This is a genomic window from Bacteroidota bacterium, from assembly GCA_020402865.1.
Lineage (GTDB): Bacteria > Bacteroidota > Bacteroidia > Palsa-965 > Palsa-965.
The window spans coordinates 20,129-42,058 of sequence record JADBYT010000019.1 but is presented as its reverse complement, the minus strand read 5'-3'; the positions used below and the strand labels follow the sequence as shown (position 1 = coordinate 42,058).

Here is a 21,930-nt window from a genome sequence, read left to right as displayed (position 1 = left end):
GATTATTCCAATAAGTAATTTGAAATGCAACCGCAAAACAGCATACAGGAAATTGTCTTTACGTTTTTTCAGCAATATCAGTTTGCAGAAAACGATATTGATTACCGTGTGCTGGATGCACATATCCATTCGTTCGAGAGCCTTGCACAGCTTAGTAATTCCGGTGTGAGTATTTTCGATCTGAATACGAAGAAAACAATTTTCTATTCATCGAATTACGGCAAGCTGCTTGGTTTTCAGCAGGAAGATTTTGCAGTTGACAACTACAATTTTTTTGAAGCACGAATTCATCCCGATGAACAGCATACACTGGCAGTTTACGGAGTTAGTTCATTGAAAATGTTTAACGCATTTTCGCTGGATGAGAAGCTTGCACATAAAGCGATTTATGAATATCGTATGCGTAATGCAGATGAAAAGTATGTGCGTTTGGTGGAACAGTATCAGGTGCTTGAGGTGGATGTGAAGGGCCGGATCTGGTTAATGGTGAGTATTGTGGATATATCGCCCAATCAGGATGCGGAAAGTGCGGTAAAATGCAGGCTGCTCAATTTCAAAAACGGCAATCAGTTTCTGCTTGAAACCAGTCCGAAACTGCAGCTTGAACTAACCCCGCGCGAACTTGAAATACTCCGGCTTGTAAAGGACGGCTTGCTGAGCAAGGAGATTTCCGACAAACTCGCCATCAGCGTACACACGGTAAATACACACCGGCAGCGCGTACTTGAAAAGCTGGGCGCCAACAATTCTATTGAAGCGGTAAGTTTTGCCAGCAAATACGGGCTTCTGGCCTGATTGCCGGGCGGCGTAATGATTAATCAGTATTGCAGCAGGGCTGCGGCGTAGGGAATTTTGCAGGCAACAAATCTGCTCTATGCTACGACTGATTATTACGCTGTCCACCCTTTTCTCTACGTTTATCCTCACCGCCCAGCCGGTGCAAACCCTGCGCGGCACGGTTACCGACAAGGCTTCAAACGCGCCTGTGCCCTACGCCACCGTGCTGCTGCTGAACACGCAGCCCGCACTGGGCGCCCAGACCGATTCACTCGGTGCATTCTCCGTTTCATCCGTGCCTGTAGGCCGCTACGACATAAAAATAAGCTGTGTAGGCTACGAGGTGGCTTACCTGCGCGAAGTGGTGGTGAGCTCGGCTAAACAAACCGTTGTGGCCGTGGCGCTTCAGGAAAACACCTACAACCTGCAAACCGTTACCATTAAGCCCGAAGTAAACAAGCAGCAGCCGCTCAATACCATGTCAACCGTTAGTGCGCGCATGCTGAGCGTGGATGAAGCCAACCGTTATGCCGGCGGATTTGACGATCCGGCGCGTCTGGCTTCGGCTTTTGCCGGTGTGGCTTCCAACTCGGGCGTAAACGGCATCATTGTGCGCGGCAATGCACCGAAATACCTGCAATGGAAAATGGAAGGCATTGAAATTCCAAACCCCAACCATTTCGGCGATTTACGCGCATTCGGCGGGGGCATACTCACCGGCCTGAGCAGTCAGATGCTGGCCAACTCCGACTTCTTCACCGGCGCTTTTCCCGCCGAATACAACAATGCCGTGTCGGGCGTATTCGACATTGCCCTGCGCACCGGCAACAACCAGAAACGCGAACGCACCTTTCAGGCCGGACTCATTGGCATTGATGTGGCACAGGAAGGACCTTTCCGCAAAGGCGGCCAGGCTTCGTACCTGTTCAACTACCGCAATTCTACACTGGCACTGCTGGCTCCGCTGCTGCCCGAAGGCGCAAACTCCATCCGCTATCAGGATCTTTCGTTCAAACTCAATTTTCCCACGCAAAAAGCAGGCACATTCTCATTATGGGGAATCGGGCTGCTTGACGGTGCCAGTCAAAAACCCAACACCGACAGCACAAAATGGTTCTATGCCGATAGTCGCCAGCAGGACGAACTGAAACTGCAGATTGGCGGCGCCGGACTTACGCATAAATACTTTTTCAATCCTTCGGTATATCTCAAAACTACGTTAGCCGCATCGGGCAACGCAAGCCAGTGGATTTCGCAAACACTCAACAGCACGCTGGAACTGAAGCCCAACAGCACAATAAAATACGAAAACGTAAACTATGTGCTTTCATCCATCCTCAACAATAAAATAACGGCCCGGCACAGCAACCGCAGCGGCATGCTGGCCACGTTTATGAACTACAGCATACTGCTCAACAAGGCCTATACCATTGGGCAGACACCGGTTGAACTGGTAAACGCAAACGGCAGTGCCGTACTGCTTTCGGCCTTCACCGGCTCGTCTTACATACTTTCCGAAAAGCTGGTAATGAATGCGGGCATCAATGCACAATACTTCACACTCAACGGCCGCTACACAATTGAACCTCGCATCGGGTTGCGCCGCACACTGGGCAAAAAACATTCGGCCGGATTAGCTTACGGCCTGCACAGCCGCCTCGAAAATCTTCCGTTCTATTTCAACAACTCACTTACCACCGGTGAACTGGCCGTGAACAAAAATCTCGATTTTACCAAAGCCCATCACGCTGTACTTAGCTACGATTATAACGTGTCGGAGCTTGTGCATCTCAAAATAGAACCTTACTTCCAGTGGCTGTACAGTGTGCCCGTAATTGCCGACAGTTCATTTTCAATGATAAACCTGCAAACCGACTGGTTCTTTGCCGAAAAGCTTGAAAACACCGGCGAAGGCCGCAACATGGGTGTGGATGTGACGCTTGAAAAATACATTTCAAAAGGGTATTACTTCATGTTCACCGCTTCCGTATTCGATTCGCGCTACCGTGGGGGCGATGGTGTGTGGCGCAATACGCGTTTTAACCGCAACTATGTGATGAACGTGCTGGGCGGCAAAGAATGGCAAACCGGTAAAAACAAGCAAAACACATTCAGCATCAATGCCCGCATCAGCTATCAGGGTGGCAACCGTTACTCGCCTGTAGATACAGATGCCACAATGGCTGCCCGCACAGTATTGTACAACGAAACAAATGCCTACTCGCTTCAGGCACCGGCTGTGCTCAATGTGCATTTCACCACCAGCTACAAACTAAACAAAGCCCGCACCACACAGGAGTTTGCGTTTAAAATCCTCAACCTCACCGGCCAGAGCGATTTTTATGGCTTCAAATACAACTCTATCAATAATACCATCGACCGCGATGAAGCGCGTGTAATCCTTCCCAACCTGAGTTATAAAATTCAGTTTTAATGGCCACCATTTTTCCCCCTTTGTATCCACACGATAACTGAATACGATGAACACACCTGCTGCATTACCGCTGCCCACACTTCGCAGGGCATACTTTTGGGCCGGCTTTTGTTTTATTGCCGCCGCCATTACTTCCATTGCCGGAAAATTACTTTACGCGCCTGTGCTGCAAAATGCCAATTATCTGGGACAGGGCAGCACACAGGCCGGCACGGTGCTGCTGGGCGTATTGTTTGAGCTGCTGCTGGCGGCCTCCGCTATGGGTACGGCGCTTTCGCTTTATCCGGTACTCAAAACCAGCAACAGCAGTCTCGCCATCGGCTATGTAGTGTTTCGTTTACTTGAAGTGGTGTTTATTGTGGCCGGGCTGTTGAGTGTGCTGGGACTTATTTCGCTCAGCAGTGCATTTGCAGCCGCCACAATACCGGATGTGGCGGCGTTTGAAACTACCGGCGCTGTACTCAAAGCATTACACGACTGGACATTCATTCTCGGTCCGAACTTTATGCTGGGCATTAATACATTCATATACAGCTATGTGTTTTATCATTCGCGCACAGTACCGCGTCCGCTGGCCATACTTGGGCTTCTTGCAGCGGTGTTCATTTTCATCGCTTCATTGCTCGAACTTTTTGGCATCATCAAACAGGTTTCTGCACCGGGCTTCTTGCTGGCTTTACCCATTTTTGTGTATGAAATGACGCTGGCCGTAACACTGCTCGTGAAACAAAAACTCATTAAAAAAGCTACACACGGGTAAAACACGCACGCACCCGTTACGGTGAAGAAGAAAAGTTTATTTTTGCAGCTAATTAATTACCTGTTAAACCCCGTCAGGCCAGCTTGTGGCCTGTATATTTCCTCTTCCCAATGAAACATATTGCACTGGCCTTACTCATTCTCTTTTCTTTTACGGGCTGCCAAAAAGAGCCGAAAGTAAAAACCATTACCATAAATAATCAGTATTCACTCACCATACCCGAGCCGCTTGAACCGCTCTCGTTAAAAGAACTTGAAGGCGAAGCATCTATGCAATACGGCAATCTGGTGGATGAGTTTTATGTAGTGGTAATTGATGAGAAAACAGATGAGTTTAATGCGGCAATTGTCGAAAACGGCATGGAATCGGAAATCAGTCAGGACGTAACCGGCTACACCGATGTGGTGATTGACAACCTGAAAAAAAATATGGCAAACACACAGGTTTCAATGGTGCAGGATACCACAATAAACAACATGCCTGCAAAAATTTTCACCGTAAGCGGCACAGCCGATAAGATTGATCTTTTCTACACCTACTCCATTGCGCAGGGTAAAACACATTACTATCAGGTAATCACGTGGACCCTTCGCCAACGTGAGGTGCGCTACAAGCGGGCCATGAACAAACTGGTGCGCTCATTAAAAGAGCTTTAAACCGATCCGGCACTTTCGTTTATTTCGTAATTTACAACAGCTGAATACATCCCGTCTAAACGATTCAGTATCTCAATTTTCACGTCATGCTGCATCGTTTAGTTTTGTGTTTACTGCTGTTGCCCATGTTTGGTGCGGCGCAAATCAATTCCGTATTTAACTGGGAGGTTCAGGTTGGCACCGTAGCCACCCTGCTTGCCGCTACCGACCCCGACCGCGATCAGGCGCAGCAGCTAAACAATGTGGAAGAAGTGCGCCTGAGTAACGCAGGCTTTCAGCCGGGCTTCAATGCAGGCATTCAGCTCTATCAGGACGATACGCGGTTTTCAGTCGCCTTCAGCGCATTTTTCTCGTATCACCGCCAGAATATTTACTACTACCGCCGCTCGTTTGAGGGCAACAGTACGCTCGAACTCATAAACGAAAATGCCCGCTGGCGTTCGCTCTGGGGCAATATTACACTCCGTGCCCGCTATACGGTTGATCAGGCCGGACGTATCAATATCTCGGCCGGACTCTGTTCCTCGCACGGCATACTCAACAACAACCGCAACACGTTTCAAACCATTTCCACCAGCAGTTTTTTGGGCAATCCGGTTGTCACAGGCTCGCGCGAGGTGATCTTCCCGCTTTCGCGCGTGAGCTTTGGTCTTTGCGCCGGTGCCGAAGTAAAACTGAATACCACCCAAAATCTTCCGCTCAAACTCGGCGTACTTTACCTGCACGGCTTCCGCAGCATTTCAACCGATTATTTTATCCGCCAGAGCGGATTGAATATTTCACTGCTGGTGGGGATATAAGAGTAAAAAAATGAGGAGCGAACCTCCGGTGCATTACAAAATCTGCTGCTCCGGTGCTCACTCCAAGTCCTCACCCAATTGTACCTTCAACAACCTTTTACCCGTTGCGGGCTTTCCGTTCACCCCGGGCTATCTATTCAAACCTTCAGGTGCAGTTAAATACCCGGAAAATCCGTACCTTTGCGGCCGTTTTCACGCATATCGCACAGCCATGATTACAGTTTCAAACCTTACGCTCCAATACGGTAAACGCGTTCTCTTCGACGAAGTGGAACTCAAATTCACTCCCGGCAACTGCTACGGAGTAATCGGAGCCAACGGTGCCGGTAAGTCCACATTCCTCAAAATCCTTTCCGGCGAAATTGAGCCCAACAAAGGCAGCGTAAACATTTCTCCCGGCCTGCGCATGTCGGTGCTCAAACAGAACCACTTTGCGTACGACGAATTCCCCGTGCTGCAGGCGGTAATGATGGGCAACGAAAAGCTGTGGAAAGTAATGCAGGAGAAAGACGCCATTTACGCCAAGGCCGATTTCACCGAAGCCGATGGCAACCGTGCCGCAGAACTGGAAGCCGAATTTGCCGAAATGAACGGCTGGAATGCCGACAGCGAAGCCGCCGACCTGCTCAGCAAACTCGGTGTGCGCGAAGAGTTCCACCACCGCCTCATGAACGAACTCAGCGGTAAGGAAAAAGTACGCGTGCTGCTGGCGCAGGCTCTTTTCGGAAACCCCGATATTCTCCTGCTCGACGAGCCTACCAACGACCTTGACGTGGAAACCATTACCTGGCTAGAAGACTTTCTGGCCGATTATCCCAACATTGTAATCGTTGTTTCGCACGACCGTCACTTCCTCGACGCCGTGTGTACGCACATCTGCGATATCGACTTCCGCAAAATTTCGCTCTATTCGGGCAACTATACCTTCTGGTATCAGGCTTCGCAACTGGCCCAGCGCCAGCGTGCCGACCAGAACAAGAAGGTGGAAGACAAACGCAAGGAACTGCAGGACTTCATTATGCGTTTCAGCGCCAACGCGTCCAAATCGCGTCAGGCCACCAGCCGTAAAAAGCTGCTCGATAAACTGAATATCGACGAAATGCCCGCCAGCAACCGCAAGTATCCGGCCATCATTTTCCAGATGCAGCGCGAACCCGGCGACCAGATTCTCAACATCGAAAACCTCAGCAAATCGGTCGAAGGACAATTGCTCTTCAGCAACATTGATCTGCGTCTGAAAAAAGGCGATAAAATCGGCATCCTCTCACGCGATCATCTGGCCATTACCAAATTCTTCGACTGCATTGCCGGCGAAGAAACGCCTGATACCGGCAACGTGGAATGGGGCCAAACCATTCAAACCGCCTACCTGCCCAACGACAACAGCCAGTATTTCAGCGGCACAGACAATCTGGTGGACTGGCTTCGTCAGTATTCAAAAGACAAAGACGAAACATTTATCCGCGGCTTCCTCGGCAAAATGCTTTTCTCGGGCGAGGAAACACTCAAGCAGGTAAACGTGCTTTCGGGCGGCGAAAAAGTGCGTTGCATGCTCTCGCGCATGATGCTTTTTCAGGCAAACGTACTCATGCTCGACGAGCCCACCAACCACCTCGATCTTGAGTCGATTACCGCATTCAACAACTCGCTCAAAGACTACAAAGGCATTGTGCTTTTCACTTCGCATGACCATGAGTTCATGCAAACCGTAGCCAACCGCATCATCGAAATTACCCCCAAAGGCATTATTGATAAGATGGTTACTTACGATGAGTACATCAGCGATCCGGAAGTGAAGGCGCTGCGTGCTTCCATGTATGAGTTGCAGGAGGCGTAAATGTTATTTCTCCCCCGCATTTCCTGCGGATACTCGAAATGACAACGGATGAGCATAATTAATTGCGTTCATATCATCACTAAAAACAAGGGCGGCACTCGAAAAGTGCCGCCCTTGTTTTATTTTCATGAGGCTGAACTTGCTACACAACTGTCACGTCAAGCGGAGCCGAGACGCAACAGTTGTTACTGCTACTCCCCAACCATCACACGCTGCGTAATGACAAAATCTTCACCGGCAATTTTCACTATGTAAAACCCGCTGGCCTGTGTGCCCAGATCAAGCTGTAGTTGTGAGTTGGTAAATGAGCTTCGCTGGCTGTGTACCAGACGGCCGGTGGCGTCGAATACTTCTACGTTTACCGGAGCGTTGGGTGTGTTGCTGAGTGCAATGGTAAACTGTCCGTTGGCAGAAGGATTCGGATAAATTTCAGCCACCATCGCAGCTGCGTTGTTTTCCTCCACGCTGTTTACAATGCCTACGGTAAAGCTGAAGTCGATTATGGAACCGAAATCGGCAGGGAAACTGCGTATGATGCCGCCGTTCGACACACGACGCAAGCGCGAATAGCCCGAACCGCCCGAGGAGTTGGCCCAGAACGAAAGGCCGTCGCCGCCAAACGCATCCATATCGTGAATGCGCAAACGGTAGCAGCCGGGGGCGAGGTTGAACGTGTCTTTGTAAGTGGTGTTGTTGCTCATGGTTCCCAGCGCACGGCTGTAAACCACGTTGCCGCTGCCATCAAGCAGTTCGTAGCTGTTTTCCATATTACTTTCGTTGTTGGTGCGCAGCTCAAGGTAAATTGATGTTTCCCAATAGCTGGTCACCGAATTACTCATCGAAGTAATTGTATCGTCGTAATTGTACTGATCGGCACCGCCGTTTACATTCACAATCCAGGCTTTGAACGCGCCGCCACCAAACGGAGGTATAATTACACCGCCCAGATCAACCGTATCGGTTGCATTGGTGGCCAGATTGCCGGTCCAGTTGTACGTGCTCACCGGTCCGCCAATAAAGCCGTAGCTGATGGTGGCTGTGGTAAGTGCATTGCCGCCGTTGTTGCGCAGAATAATTACAGGCGATGAGCAGATCGGATTCATACGCCCGAATTCGTATTTCGTGCTCGGTCGCATTACTTCGTCAATGCCGGCATCGTTTGCGTTTGAAGGCGCGCCGTACTCAAAAAGGTAACTGGTAAATACTTCGTTTGCCTGTCCGTTGCCCGAATAGGGTTCCATGTCCACATTAATTACATGCGTAGAGCCCGGTGTTACCGCAAACTGCCAGTGGTTGGGATTTACCATTGCCCCCGGACACCAGTTGCCCCGGTCGTAAACCCAGGTGCCGCCCTGCGGAAAGAGTGCGTTGTGTCCGCATTTGCGCCAGCGCTGAAAACGCTCCACATTCACCCCGTCAATAATCAGATCGCGGTACTTGTCGCAAAACTCTGAGCAGTATTGCGCATCGGCACCGTGGCCGGTGTGGTTCATGCGTATTTTGGCAATCTGCGTGTTTTGCCCCATCGTTACCGTATCCGGTGTAAGTACCGATTCGATAGACGGTGTGCCGCCGTAGGTTCCGCCGTTGGCCAGCAGTACCTGATAGCCCAGCGGAGGCAGCACGGGCGTGCCTTCCACAAGCTGGAAATCAAGCGTCACAAGCCAGCCGCGGCCTACATTGGTTTCGTAGCCGGTGTGCTGGTAGCCAATTTCCACCGAATCGTGCAGCAGCAGGGCAAAATCGGTAATGTCTATTTCCCAGCCAAAACGCCAGCTGCCGTTAAACGTATTGCCGTAAGGTGTAATGAAACGCACTAATTCAAGATCGAGCGAAGGCTGGTTTACACCGCCTTTGCGGCGCATCATCACACGGTCTATATAATCCCACTCGCCGCAGTTCTGGTTAGTGGGGCATTTCATTTCGAGTGATACCAGCACTTTGCGGTAATTCATACTCTGCGCCGGAAACACCGCCCACACCGGATATTCGTTCCAGCCGGTGCTGGGGTTGGTCACCACCAATGTCTGGTTGTGTGTGGTTACGTGTGTGGTATCGCCCGGGGCTGCGCTTGCAGAAAAACCAGTGAGCAATACGGACGCAATGAATAGTAAACGTTTGAAATTCATGTGTATCGTATAAGTGTTCGTCAAAACAAATATAATAAACTAAAACGTATCAGTTGCTATTAATTTTCCAATGCAAACAATGCTTATCTTAGTAGAAAGCACGAAACAACTTATGCGCCTTTTTACTGTATTATTTTTGCTGTGTGCATTCACTGCCACAGCCCAGCAGCCTCACACCTGTCAGCAGCTTCGTCAGGCTGCGCAGCTGCCCGCGTCGTTTTCCTCGGTAAACACCAACTCGCGCAGCGATACTATCGACATTCTCAACTACACCATTCGCCTGAATATTACCGATTTTACCAACCAGCAAATAAGTGGCAATACATCGGTACGCTTTGCCGCGCGCATGAACAACGTGAGCCTGCTTCCGCTCGATCTGCTTGAACTAACTGTCGATTCTGTGACACACTCAAGCGGCGCACTCGGCTATACATACAACGACACACTGCTGCGCATTACGCTACCTGCCACCATGAACACAGGCGATACCTCAGAAGTAACCGTGTGGTACCACGGCCACCCCGAAACAGATGCATCGGGCTGGGGCGGCTTTTACTTTCAGAGCGGCTACGCATTCAACCTCGGCGTAGGCTTTGATGCCGATCCGCACAACTACGGCCGCGTGTGGCATCCCTGTTTCGACAACTTTGTAGAACGTGCCACCTACCGTTTTGAGATTACCACCAACAGCGGCCGCCTGGCCTATTGCAACGGTACACTGGTAAACGATACTACCGATGTGGCCGGCTTCCGCACCCGCACCTGGGTAATGAACCAGACCATTCCCACTTACCTTGCTTCGGTAGCCGTGGCCGCATATACGCAGGTAAACTGGCAGCACAACGGTGTAAACGGCCCCATTCCCATCCGCCTTGTTGCCTTACCGGCCGATACCACGCCCATGAAAAACTCATTTGTGAATTTGCCGCAGTGCATTGATGCATTTGAAGCCATGTATGCGCCGCATCCGTTCAGCAGCATTGGCTACTGTTTGGTGCCGTTCAGCAGCGGCGCTATGGAGCACGCCACAAACATTGCCTATCCGCGCGTGGCCGCAAACGGCTCGCTCACCTACGAAGCCGTGCTCATGGCGCACGAATTTGCACACCACTGGTGGGGCGATTTAGCCACCTGCCGCACCGCCGAAGACATGTGGCTCAACGAAGGATGGGCCACGTATTCGGGCTATATATTTCAGGAATACGTGTATGGCTACGACGTGTATCAGCAGGGCATACGCGATAATCACGACGACATTATTCACTACGTGCACCTGCGCGAAGGCGGCTACCGCGCTGTTTCAGGCGTGCCGCATGCCTACACCTATGGCGATCATGTGTATCAAAAAGGCTCTGACGTGGCACACACACTGCGCGGCTACATGGGCGATTCGCTGTTTAAGGTAGGATTGAATTACCACCTTTCACAAAGTCAGTTTAAAGACGTGAGCAGCGAAGATTTCCGCGATAACCTCATTGCTGCCACCGGTCTCACCTACCTCAACAATTTCTTCAACGACTGGGTGTTCAACCCCGGCTTTCCGCACTTTTCTATTGATTCGGTGCAGTACAGCGGTACTCCGCCTTTTGTGAATTCACGCATTTATGTGAAGCAAAAACTGCGTGGTGCGCCAAACTATTACAGCAATGTGCCGCTGGAGGTTACGTTCTTTGGCGCAGCCGGCGAAACATACACCGGCTTTTTGTTTCTCAACGGCGTTACCACAAATGTGAACTATACTGTGCCTTTTCAGCCGGTATATGCCGCCATCGACTACGCCAACAAACTCAGCGATGCCACAAGTGAGGACAGCAAAGAAATTTCCACCACCGGCGCACACAACTTCCCGCTGGGCCGCATAAACCTTACGGTAACCGCAGCGCCCGACACCGCACTTGTTCACATCATCCACCACTGGGCTGCACCCGATCCGATGCAGAACAACCCCAACAACTACCGCCTCGGGCAGGGCCGCTATTTCACCGTGGGCGGTGTGTGGCCCGCAGGCTTCAGCACCGATGCGCGCATGTATTACGATGGCCGCACCTCCTCGCTCAACGGCCCCGCCGGCTGGTTCGACAACGACCTCATGCCCGTAAACGGCGACAGCGTAATTCTGCTCTACCGCCCCAATGCAGGCACAAACTGGCAGGAATTCCCGCGCTACACCAAAACAATTATCGGCTCAGCAGCATCGTCAAAGTATGGTTACTTTTCAATTGATTCGCTTGTGCCCGGCGAGTATTGTTATGCCAACGGCGTGTCGTCGGTACTCAACAGCATCGGCGAGGAAGCCGCGCAGCCTGTCATTGCGCACCTCAGCATCTATCCCAACCCCGCCAGCCACCAAACCACACTGAGCTGGCCCGAAAGCATTCAAAACGGCACGCTTATGGTGACTGACGGATTAGGCCGTGTGGTGCTGGAGCAGCAGGTAAACGGTAATCAGTTTATGCTCAATACCGCAGCGTGGAATACCGGGTTTTATGAAGTGCAGGTGCGGAAAGACGGGAAGTTGGTGGCGCGGAATAGATTGGTGGTGGAGTGATGGATATTAATTCTTTTATCCTATAACTAATTTTTAACATGTCTGATAAAGGAAGTGTATTTCAAAAAGGAGGTGGAGGGACTAACTTTGAACAAGCCATTCAAACAGCGTTTCTAACAACACTGATAATTCGGGGCAATGCACCATTGAATTTTGCAAATGAAATTATTGAAGTTGCATTTCAAACGACAAATAGAGGGTATGAAACAGACGACTTATTAGTAGTAGCAAAATCTGCTATTGGACAACATAGATTGTTAGTACAGATAAAGAACAACATCACATTCACAGCAGACAATGCTCTTTTCAAAGAAGTGATTGAAGCATTTTGGAAAGACTATAACAACACTGCTCTATTTGATAAAGCAAAGGACAGGTTAATAATTGTCAAAAGCGGTTTCACAAAAGAAGAAAGAAACCATTTAAAGTCACTTTTAGATTGGGCAAACACGCATGCAACTGAAACGGATTTTGTAACAGAAGCAAACAGAATTAAAGGAAAGAAAAAACGATTAGATGTTTTTAGAGAAAGCCTAAAGAAGGTAAACAACAACACAACATTAACAGATAAAGAAATTTGGGAATTCTTAAAATGCTTTGATATTTTAGAATATGATTTTACAAATCAAAACAGTATAGATGAAATATACTTTTTCAATCTAATCAAACTATGCAAGAACAGTGAAACCACTGTCAACGAAAAAGAAATTTGGGCTTCACTTTCTTCTTTCGTTTCTAAACTAAATAAAGACGGAGGCAGCGTTACGACTGCCAGTATTCAAGAAGAAGAACTCTATAAATATTTTAACCCAAAAAAACTTATCCCTTATTTTAAATCTATTGAGAAATTAAGAAGCGACAGTGAAGTTGTTCTACTGCCTCTCAAAAGCACAATTGACGGATTTCATCTTGAAAGGAAAAAAATCAGTCAGACGATAACAGAGTCAGTAAACAGTTTTCAATTCACAATTGTCACAGGAAAACCAGGCGTTGGAAAATCAGCCGAAATAAAAGATGTTCTGAAAAGTGAGTACCCTTATGCAAGCATTTTTGTTTTCAGAGCAGACCAGTTTAGTGAACCACACATTGCAAATGTTTTTTCCAGTCAAGGTGTAAATGAAACTTTACAAGATATTTTTTCTTGCATCTCACTCATTCCTGAAAAAATAATTTTCATTGACAGTTTAGAAAAACTTCTTGAAGCAGACCCTGAATGTGCATTCAAACAACTGCTTGCTTTACTTAAACAATTTCCAGACATAAATGTTATTGGTTCATCAAGAAAGTATGCAGTTGACTTGATAACTCAAAAATTTGGAATTGATAAAAAAGAATTAGGTAGAGCAGAAGTGTTGCCGCTTGACGAAACTGAACTAAATATTGTTGCTGAAAAATTCCCTCAACTAAAAGGTGTTCTCAAAAATGAGAAAATCAAAAAGCTACTGCAAAGCCCAAAATATCTTGACTTTGCAATTTCAGCATTAAGTAAATCTGATGATGATTACACCAACATTTCTCTAACAGAATTCAAGGAAAAATTATGGAATTCACTTGTAAAGGATTCAACAAATAGAATAAAAGGATTTCCTGCAAAAAGAGAGGATGCTTTCATGGAGATAGCAATTAATCGTGCTAAAGAAATGAAGCTATTTACAAGAGCTGAAACCGGAGATAAAGAAGCGATTGATTTATTAGAGAACGATGAAATTATTTTTCAAGAAAACAATAATAGAAGATACTCTCCAACTCACGATATTTTAGAAGATTGGGCATTGGTAAAATATGTTTCATCAAAGTACGAGGAGTTTCCAAATCCGAAAGAGTTTTTTGACAATTTAGGTAATGAGCCAGCGATAAGAAGGGCTTTCAGACTTTGGATTGAAGATTATTTAATTGATGATAGCAACAAAATAAATGAACTCATAAGAGCAACGATTTCAGATAATTCAATTGAAGGATATTGGGCAGATGAAATTTTGATTGCTGTTTTTAAATCTGACAATTGTGCCTCTTTCTTTTCAGCATTTGAAAAAGAGTTGCTTGATGAAAAGACCTATTTCAGTTTTCTCAATAGATGTATTCATTTGATAAAAACCGCTTGCAAAGAGAGCAGTTTAAATAGAAACAACTTTTCAATACTCCTTCCGATTGGTTCAGGTTGGACAGAAATGATGTATTTTCTTAAAGAGCATATCACAAAAATAAATTTACTAATTCGTTCTATTTGCAACTTCATTTCAGACTGGAATTATCGTCTAATGTTTCAGCGTTCTCAAACTGATGAACAAGAAATGTTAGCTGTAAAATATATCGTAATATACTACTTAAAGCAGATTGAATCAGGCGATCAGTTTTGGGAGCAAGGAATTGTTAGGGATAAACCCCAAGAACTCGTTTCTCAGCTATTTGAATTAGCACCGATTTGTCAATCTGAAATAAATGACTTAATTGAACGTGCTTTCAAGAACAAAAAATATAGTGACTCATGGAGGCTAAGTTCCTATTATACAAAGGTAATTGATAGCTGTATTTCAGGTTTAGGTAATCATATTTTAATTCAAGAACTTCCCGAATTGGTTGTTAAAACAGCGTGGAGAGAATGGATATTTAGAAAGGTTGATGAAAATTCAGAACACAAGAGTTTAACATCAATGATTAATGGCGGGCGATTAGACAGAGACGAGTGCTGGGGATTAGAGAGTCAGTATAACTTTTCTCCTTCAGGAATTTATAAAACACCACTCTATACTCTTCTTTGTTATCACCCTCTTATTGGTTTGAAGTTCGTAACTGAAATCATTAATTACTCTATTGATTTTTATGTCAAAGCCGAATGTAATAAGAAGTATCAATTCATCGAAATTGAGATTGAATTAAACGATGGGACAAAAGTAAAGCAATGGGCAGCGTGGGAATTATGGGCTGCATACAGAGGTGTAAGTGTTACACATTCCGCGATTGAGTCATTATTAATGAGTTTGGAAAAATATCTTTTAGAAATAGCAGCAGCAAAAACAGTTTTTAGCAAGAGAAATTTAAAATTTATGTTTAATTACCTACTCCTTCATAGCAACAATGTTTCAATAGCAGGAGTTCTAACAAGCATTGCAATTGCTTATCCTGAAGAAGTTGAAGAAGCGATGTTACCACTGCTATCAATAGAAGAATTCTACGAATGGGATTTAAGTCGGGCACTTCAAGAATCTTCTTCACTTGCAACAATAGATAATAAAATTCCATTTGCTCAAATGGAAAGATGGGAATCAAATCAATTGCCTTATAGAAAAAAATATTTACGTGGGCTTATTGACTTCATTATTGACTATCAATTAAATATACGGATGATGAATACTAAAATCCACGAACTGTTCGATAGAATGCAGTCAAGAATTAATAACGAAGATATTATCTGGAAAAAACTATTAACCGAAATTGATTTAAGAAAATGGGAAATTCATGAAAAAAATGAAAAATTAGGCAGTTATTTATTTCAGCCAAAATATGATAATGATGTTATTAATTTTATTGATTCAAATAAGAATCATTTTGAAGCTCAAAATATTTCTATTAATTTCTCCTCTATAATTCGCAAAGCCTATGAATCTTCTGAACAAATATCTTATGTGATATGGAATGAGTGTTTTATTTATTACTCAAAAAAACCAGTGAGTGATTTTCTTGATGACAGGCATCTTACCACAGCTATAATTGGATTGAGGGACTTAAATAACGAATTGAATATAACTCAAACTCTCTGGTGTTTAAAGACTATTCGTGAATCGATCGAATCTATTTTACAAGATGTTTACAATACAAGTTTAAATTTTAATCGGAATTATAATTTTATGGAAAAAGAAATTGGACTTTCTTCATACCATTACTTGTTTGCTAATACAAAAAATCAAAAAGAATTAAATGATTTGATTTTCCTAATGACTTATACTATATCTGCACCATTTAACGATTTTGAGGCTAATCGATTTCTCGAATATGTCAGAACCGTTTTTTTTGAAAAATACCCAGAAGAAGCAAAAAGAGTTTGGTATTGCTTAATCAAATTCTCGGAATTCAAAAAGAATAATCAAGAATCTCACGATTATTATGATCATGAGAAACACGAAGAATATAAACTAAAAGAGCAAGAATATATTAAAGAACAATCCGAAAATCTCGATCTAACTATCAATATATTAACACTTGACTTAAAAAAATACGAAGGGTATCTTCTTAAAAGAGCATTTGTAATTATTCCATATACAACAAATGACAAAATATTTACTAATTACATTCAACAGTTCATTCAATTAATAACACATGAAATAACTATTGAAGAAGATCACTATTACAACCAACACAGAAATGAAGAAAAGTTACAATTTCAAGAAATACATGATGCACAGTTATATATTAGAGATTTGTTACTCTATGCAGACATCCAGTTTTCAAAAACTGTACTTGACTTAATTCTTAATCCTTTATATGAAAGCGATTTCAAACTTTGGAAGGGCAGAAACGATCTTTATAACTTTGCTTCAAATATTCTAGAGTATATTATTAGAAGACTAGACAAAGTAATTGCAGAATCGATAAATGAAGTGTTCAACAAAAAACTAATTGATAACTTTTGGAATATTTGGGAGTACCTCTTTGAAAGAATAAAAGATAGTGGAAAATTATATCTTACACCGCAACTCTTTTTTGATATTGAATGGAAAGAAGATTCAATGCACTGGAAGGCATTTGAAAACAAGAAAGATTTTTATTCTCAAATGGTTAAGGATTTAGGTACTACAAGAACTCAATCTATGTTGAATTTATTTTCTACTGCTGGTGAACAAACATTTTTACCATACGGTATAAGTTGGTTAGTAGAAATTTTCAAAGTCGATATAAATACAACTTCATCATTAACATCCCCTGCGGCGGAAAGGATGATTAAACGACTTTTTTACAATCACGTTTCAAAAATAAAGAGTAATAAAAAACTAATAGACGATTATCTCTGGATACTTAACAAAATGGTTGACTTAGGTTCCTCAGAAGCGTATTTGTTCAGAGAAAATGTGATAACATATAAATCGAAAAGTTAATAGAAACGTACAATGCTCTCTGTCACGGTGAGCGGAGTCGAACCGAGACAGGGTGCTCAAATCAACTTCACTCCGTGAAGTTTACAAAGCCAACTCAAATGCCCGGTATGCACCCCTTCATGCATAACATGATGCCGCACTGAAGTACGGATATCACCTTCCCCCGCCCACGTAAAGCCGGTTGGATTGGGCTGCGCCAGCACCTCCGCATCAAGCGTAGCGAGATGCGCGAGCGCAAGCTCGTGTACTTTTGCAAAACCGGCCTGCACCTCTTCCCACGAGGGACCGTTGGTTTCGCCTTCCTCAGGCGGTTTGCCGAGGCCGAAGAGTTTTAACCACGGCAGCTCCGGATTGGGGCCGCCGGTGGCGCGCAATACTAAATTGTTTTCGGCCCAGGCAATGTGCGCGGTAAGCCAGTAAACGGTGTTCAGCCGATCATTGCCAACCGTAAAAATGCGCTTCGGGTCGAAACCTTCGTGTGCATTCAGTTTTTTCAGCATTCCGGCCGACATGCCGCGGATGTGTTTCATGCCGCGGATCAGCGTCTGTAATTCGTTTTCAGCCATAATGCTGCTTAGTTTTGATTGAGTTTTTTCACCATCGTAAGAATTGTCGCAATGGCCACGGTTTCGCCGGTTTCGTCATATACATCCACCACCCATTTCACAATGCCTTTGGCAATGTCTTCGGGGTTGCGTTTTTCCTGATCTACTTTTTCCTTCACCGTTAAACGCACACCAATGGTGGAACCGGGATACACCGGCTTGGTAAAGCGGCATTCATCCAAACCGTAGTTCAGCAGCACCGGGCCTTTTTTGGCATCCACAAACAAACCGGCTGCGGCCGAGAGTATGAAATAGCCATGCGCCACGCGGCCTTCAAACACGGTGCCTTCAAGCGAAGTAGCATCGGTGTGGGCGTAGAAATGATCCCAGCTTACGTTGGAGAAGTTTACAATATCGGCCTCGGTTACGGTGCGTTTGGCGGTAACCAGCGTTTCGCCTATTTCCAGTTCTTCAAAATGTTTGCGGAACGGATGCACGCGGTCTTCCTTCTGCGCGGCTTTGGGCAGGTACTGGTTGGCAATGCGCGAGAGTGTGGTGGGCGAACCCTGCACGGCCGTGCGCTGCATGTAGTGATACACGCCGCGTATGCCGCCCATTTCTTCGCCGCCGCCCGCACGTCCGGGGCCGCCATGCACAAGGTGCCCGAGCGGTGAGCCGTGTCCGGTGCTTTCGCCGGCACAGTCGCGGTTAATTACCAGCATGCGGCCGTGCATGCAGGCCGCGCCAAGCACCACTTCGGCTGCAAAATCATCGTCGGCAGTAAATACTGAACCTACCAGACTGCCGCGGCCCATTTTGGCCAGCTCAATGGCTTCGTCGGTGGTTTTGTACGGCATTACTGTAGTCACCGGGCCAAAGGCTTCTACCGAGTGCGGCGCATCAGTCGCAAACGGCTTGGCGCACCACAGCAGCGTGGCGGGGAAAAATGCGCCTTTGAGCTTGTCGGCGCCTTTTACTTCAAGGCTGTCGTAGTTGCCGTACACCAGTTCGCAGGCGGTCATCAGCTGCTGCACTTTTTCCTTCACATCGGCCACCTGATCGCGGCTGGCCAGCGGGCCCATGCGCACGCCTTCTGTGTTCGGGTCGCCGGTAATGTTGGTGGCAAAGCGGTCTTTCACGGCATTCATCACGGCTTCGGCCAGGTTTTCGGGCACAATTACGCGGCGTATGGCGGTGCATTTTTGTCCGGCTTTCACGGTTACTTCGCGCACCACTTCTTTCACAAACAGCTTGAATTCTTCGGTATCGGGCGTGGCATCGGGGCCAAGGATGCAGCAGTTCAGCGAGTCGGCCTCCATGTTAAAACGCACGCTGTTGTTAATGATAGACGGCATCGACTTGAGCTTGCGGCCCGTGGAGGCCGAGCCGGTAAACGTTACCACATCCTGCTCACACACATGCTCCAGCAAATCGCCGGTAGAGCCGGCCAGAAACTGAAAAGCGCCGGCGGGCAGCAGGTTTGAGGCAATGATTTCCTTGGCCATGGCTTCGGCCAGGAACGAGGTGCTGGTGGCGGGTTTCACTATGCAGGGCATACCGGCCAGCAGGTTTACTGCAATTTTTTCGAGCATGCCCCAGCAGGGGAAATTGAATGCGTTGATGTGAATGGCCACACCCTGCAGCGGCGTGTAAATATGCTGCGCAATAAAGGTGCCGCCTTTCGAGAGGAGTTCGGGCTTGCCGTCAACCGCAAAGCGTTCGTTGGGCAGTTCGCGGCGGCCTTTGGAGGCAAACACAAACATGGTACCTATGCCGCCGTCAATATCAATCCACGAATCGCCTTTGGTAGCGCCCGTGGCCGATGAAAGCGCGTAGAAAATGGCTTTCTTTTCGTTCAGGTGCTGCGCCAGTGCCTTGAGCATGCGCGCACGCTCGTGAAATGTCATTTTACGCAGCGCAGGCCCGCCTACGGTGCGGCCATACTGCAGCATGCCTTTAAAGTCTGTTCCGGCGGTGGTGGCGGTGGCTATTACCTCGCCGTTTACGGCATTATATAATTCGGTTCCGGTGCCTGCGCCTTCGGTCCACGCACCCTGTGTGAAGTTTTGAAGTTTCATGTGGTAAAGTTAGCAGAAGTTTTCTGGACGCCGCAGTACACGCTTTCGCGGCGCTTCTGTACTTCCGGGCTTTCGGCTGTGGTACAGCGTTGGCGGGCTTGCATCGCTCGCGCTGTGGTGGCTTCCTCCGGTCGCCTCCTCGCTGCGGCGCTGCAGGCCCGCCACCGCCGCAGCCGCCGCCTCAATCCCGGGCGCAAAAATCCCCCCCTCCCGCATTTTTACAAAAAAAACACCTGTCGTGCCTTACAAACCTTCATTCTTGTTATTTTTGGGGCAAATAAACCAACTATGCGCAACGGACCTTGTCGGCACGACAAGGTTTTTCATTCTCACAACTATGGAAACTAACGAAGGCCAACACACGCTTCCGGAAAATGAAGCAGTAAACCCGGTTCACAATGCAGGCGAAACCACGCCGCAGCCGGAGCTCGCCCCGGAAACGGTTGCCGAACAAGGCGACGAGCAGCACGATGAACCGCATGATGAACTGCATCCGGCAGAAGATTTCTCGGGGTTGTCGAAAACACAACTGCTTCACAAACTGGCCGAAGTAACAGGCACAGGCGAAATTGAACCCATCCGTGGCACCGTGCAGCGGCTCAAGGAAACCTTCCGCGAGCTGGTGCGTGAGGAAATGGAGGCCAAGCGCCGCACATGGGAAGCCACACGCGAAGACGAAAACGATACGTTTGAGCCCGCGCCCGACCATGAGGCCGAACGGTTCGAAGAACTCATCCGCAACTACAACCGCAACCGTGCCGAATATCGCCGTAAAAAGGAACTTGATCTGCACCGCAACCTGCAGCAAAAGCAGGGCCTGATTGAAGAACTCAAAAATCTGGCCGAGTCGAGCGAAAGCATGCAGAAAGCATTTGAAAAAGTGCAGGACATACAAAACCGCTGGCGCGCCATCGGTCCCGTGCCACAGGCTCAGTCGCAGGAACTGTGGCAAACCTGGCAGCACCACCAGAACCGCTTCTTCGATGTACTCAAGATCAGCCGCGAACTGCGCGAGCTTGATATGAAGAAGAATCAGGAGCTGAAAGAAGAACTCATTGGCAAGGCCGAAGAACTGAAAGAAGAAGCCTCGGTGCGCCGCGCACTCGACCGCCTGCATCAGTTGCACGAAAACTGGCGCGAAATCGGCCCTGCGCCCAAAGAAGTTAACGATGCACTGTGGGAACGCTTCAAAGCTGCTTCCGACGCTGTGCACGCCCGTCGCGAGGCCATGATGCTTGACGTGAAGAAAGAGCAGGAAGCAAACCTCCAGCTCAAACTGGCGCTGTGCACACGCATGGACGAAGAAGCCGCCAAGCAGTACGACAGTCACAAAGCCTGGCAGGATGCCAACGCCGTGGTGGAAGGCCTGTTTGCCGATTGGCGCAAAATTGGTTTTGTGCCCAAGGCCGACGAAGACCGCACCTGGAAGCATTTCCGCGAATCGCGCCAGAACTTTTTCCGCAACCGCGAAAGCTTCTACATGAAGCAGCGCGAAGCCTTCAAAGGCAGCCTCAACGAAAAAGTACGCCTTTGCGAAGAAGCCGAAAAACTGAGCACCAGCACCGACTGGAAAAACACGGCCAATGCCTACAAGCGCCTCATGGACGACTGGAAAAAAGTAGGTCCGGTGCCGCGCAAGCAGGCCGATAAACTCTGGGCACGTTTCAAAGCCGCGTCTGATGCGTTCTTCAACGCCCGCAACGAACAGTTTGCCGCGGCCGATGCCGAACTCAAAGCAAACGTTACCGCGCGCGAAACACTGATTAAAGAAGCCGCCGATACACAGCTGCCCGACGACATCAGCGAGGCGCGCAAAATACTGCACGACCTGCAAAACCGCTGGCAGCAGCTGCCCGGCGTACCGCGCGACGACCGCCGCCGCTTAGACGACAGCTGGAAAGAAACAATGGACACATTGTACAACAAGCTCCGCGAAAAAGCGGGCGGCGACGACAGTGCACTCCAGAAAATGCGCTACGAGCAGCTCCAGCAAACCGATAAAGGCCGCGATCAGCTGTACCGCGAACGTGTGGCTATTCAGGAAAAAATCAAACGCCTCGAGCATGAAATTAACACGCTCGAAACCAATCTCGGCTTCTTCGGCAAGTCAAAAGGAGCCGCAAGCCTTGTGGCCGACTACCAGAAAAAAGCCGATGCGGCTAAAGAGGAAGTAAAGCGTTTGAAAGCACAGCTCAAACAAATTCCGCGCGACTAATTGCTGCTCATCAAATAAAAAAGCGGGGCCCGTTTGGAGCTCCGCTTTTTTTGTGGGCTTT

General features: G+C 47.5%; 12 protein-coding genes. 9 read left to right on the top strand and 3 right to left on the bottom strand.

The window, feature by feature from the left end; genetic code table 11:
- Positions 1-24 precede the first annotated feature (24 nt).
- The 6 genes from IM638_13425 (at position 25) to IM638_13400 (ending at position 7,264) form a co-directional block, all read left to right on the top strand.
- Positions 25-795: a PAS domain-containing protein gene (locus IM638_13425; GenBank protein ID MCA6364035.1), complete on the top strand. Its 771-nt coding sequence runs from the start codon at positions 25-27 to the stop codon at positions 793-795.
- 79 nt (positions 796-874) lie between these two features.
- Positions 875-3,211 carry a carboxypeptidase-like regulatory domain-containing protein gene (locus IM638_13420; protein ID MCA6364034.1) on the top strand — a complete coding sequence of 779 codons (2,337 nt, stop codon included), beginning with the start codon at positions 875-877 and terminating at the stop codon, positions 3,209-3,211.
- Positions 3,212-3,257: 46 nt separating this feature from the next.
- Entirely contained in the window at positions 3,258-3,971 is a 714-nt protein-coding gene (locus IM638_13415; protein MCA6364033.1) for a DUF4386 domain-containing protein, read from the top strand.
- A gap of 110 nt (positions 3,972-4,081) precedes the next feature.
- Positions 4,082-4,627 carry a hypothetical protein gene (locus tag IM638_13410; protein MCA6364032.1) on the top strand — a complete coding sequence of 182 codons (546 nt, stop codon included), beginning with the start codon at positions 4,082-4,084 and terminating at the stop codon, positions 4,625-4,627.
- 86 nt (positions 4,628-4,713) lie between these two features.
- Positions 4,714-5,427 (top strand): hypothetical protein, encoded by a 714-nt coding sequence (locus IM638_13405; protein ID MCA6364031.1) that lies wholly within the window; start codon positions 4,714-4,716, stop codon positions 5,425-5,427.
- 211 nt (positions 5,428-5,638) lie between these two features.
- Entirely contained in the window at positions 5,639-7,264 is a 1,626-nt protein-coding gene (locus tag IM638_13400; GenBank protein MCA6364030.1) for an ATP-binding cassette domain-containing protein, read from the top strand.
- Between the two features lie 191 nt (positions 7,265-7,455).
- On the opposite strand, the gene IM638_13395 is transcribed toward IM638_13400, so the two are convergent.
- On the bottom strand, positions 7,456-9,393 hold the full coding sequence (locus IM638_13395; GenBank protein MCA6364029.1) for a T9SS type A sorting domain-containing protein: 1,938 nt from the start codon (positions 9,391-9,393) through the stop codon (positions 7,456-7,458).
- A gap of 112 nt (positions 9,394-9,505) precedes the next feature.
- Here IM638_13395 and IM638_13390 point away from each other — a divergent pair, with 112 nt between their 5' ends.
- Together IM638_13390 and IM638_13385 are read left to right on the top strand one after the other, a co-directional pair.
- On the top strand, positions 9,506-11,941 hold the full coding sequence (locus IM638_13390; GenBank protein ID MCA6364028.1) for a T9SS type A sorting domain-containing protein: 2,436 nt from the start codon (positions 9,506-9,508) through the stop codon (positions 11,939-11,941).
- Positions 11,942-11,979: 38 nt separating this feature from the next.
- Entirely contained in the window at positions 11,980-17,031 is a 5,052-nt protein-coding gene (locus IM638_13385) for a hypothetical protein (GenBank protein MCA6364027.1), read from the top strand.
- A gap of 56 nt (positions 17,032-17,087) precedes the next feature.
- On the opposite strand, the gene IM638_13380 is transcribed toward IM638_13385, so the two are convergent.
- Together IM638_13380 and paaZ are read right to left on the bottom strand one after the other, a co-directional pair.
- Entirely contained in the window at positions 17,088-17,597 is a 510-nt protein-coding gene (locus tag IM638_13380) for a DinB family protein (protein MCA6364026.1), read from the bottom strand.
- Positions 17,598-17,605: 8 nt separating this feature from the next.
- A complete protein-coding gene (paaZ, locus tag IM638_13375) occupies positions 17,606-19,654 on the bottom strand; it encodes a phenylacetic acid degradation bifunctional protein PaaZ (GenBank protein ID MCA6364025.1) in 2,049 nt (682 codons plus the stop codon).
- 337 nt (positions 19,655-19,991) lie between these two features.
- Here paaZ and IM638_13370 point away from each other — a divergent pair, with 337 nt between their 5' ends.
- Positions 19,992-21,869, top strand: coding sequence for a DUF349 domain-containing protein (locus IM638_13370; GenBank protein MCA6364024.1), 1,878 nt, complete (start codon positions 19,992-19,994; stop codon positions 21,867-21,869).
- Positions 21,870-21,930: the final 61 nt, after the last annotated feature.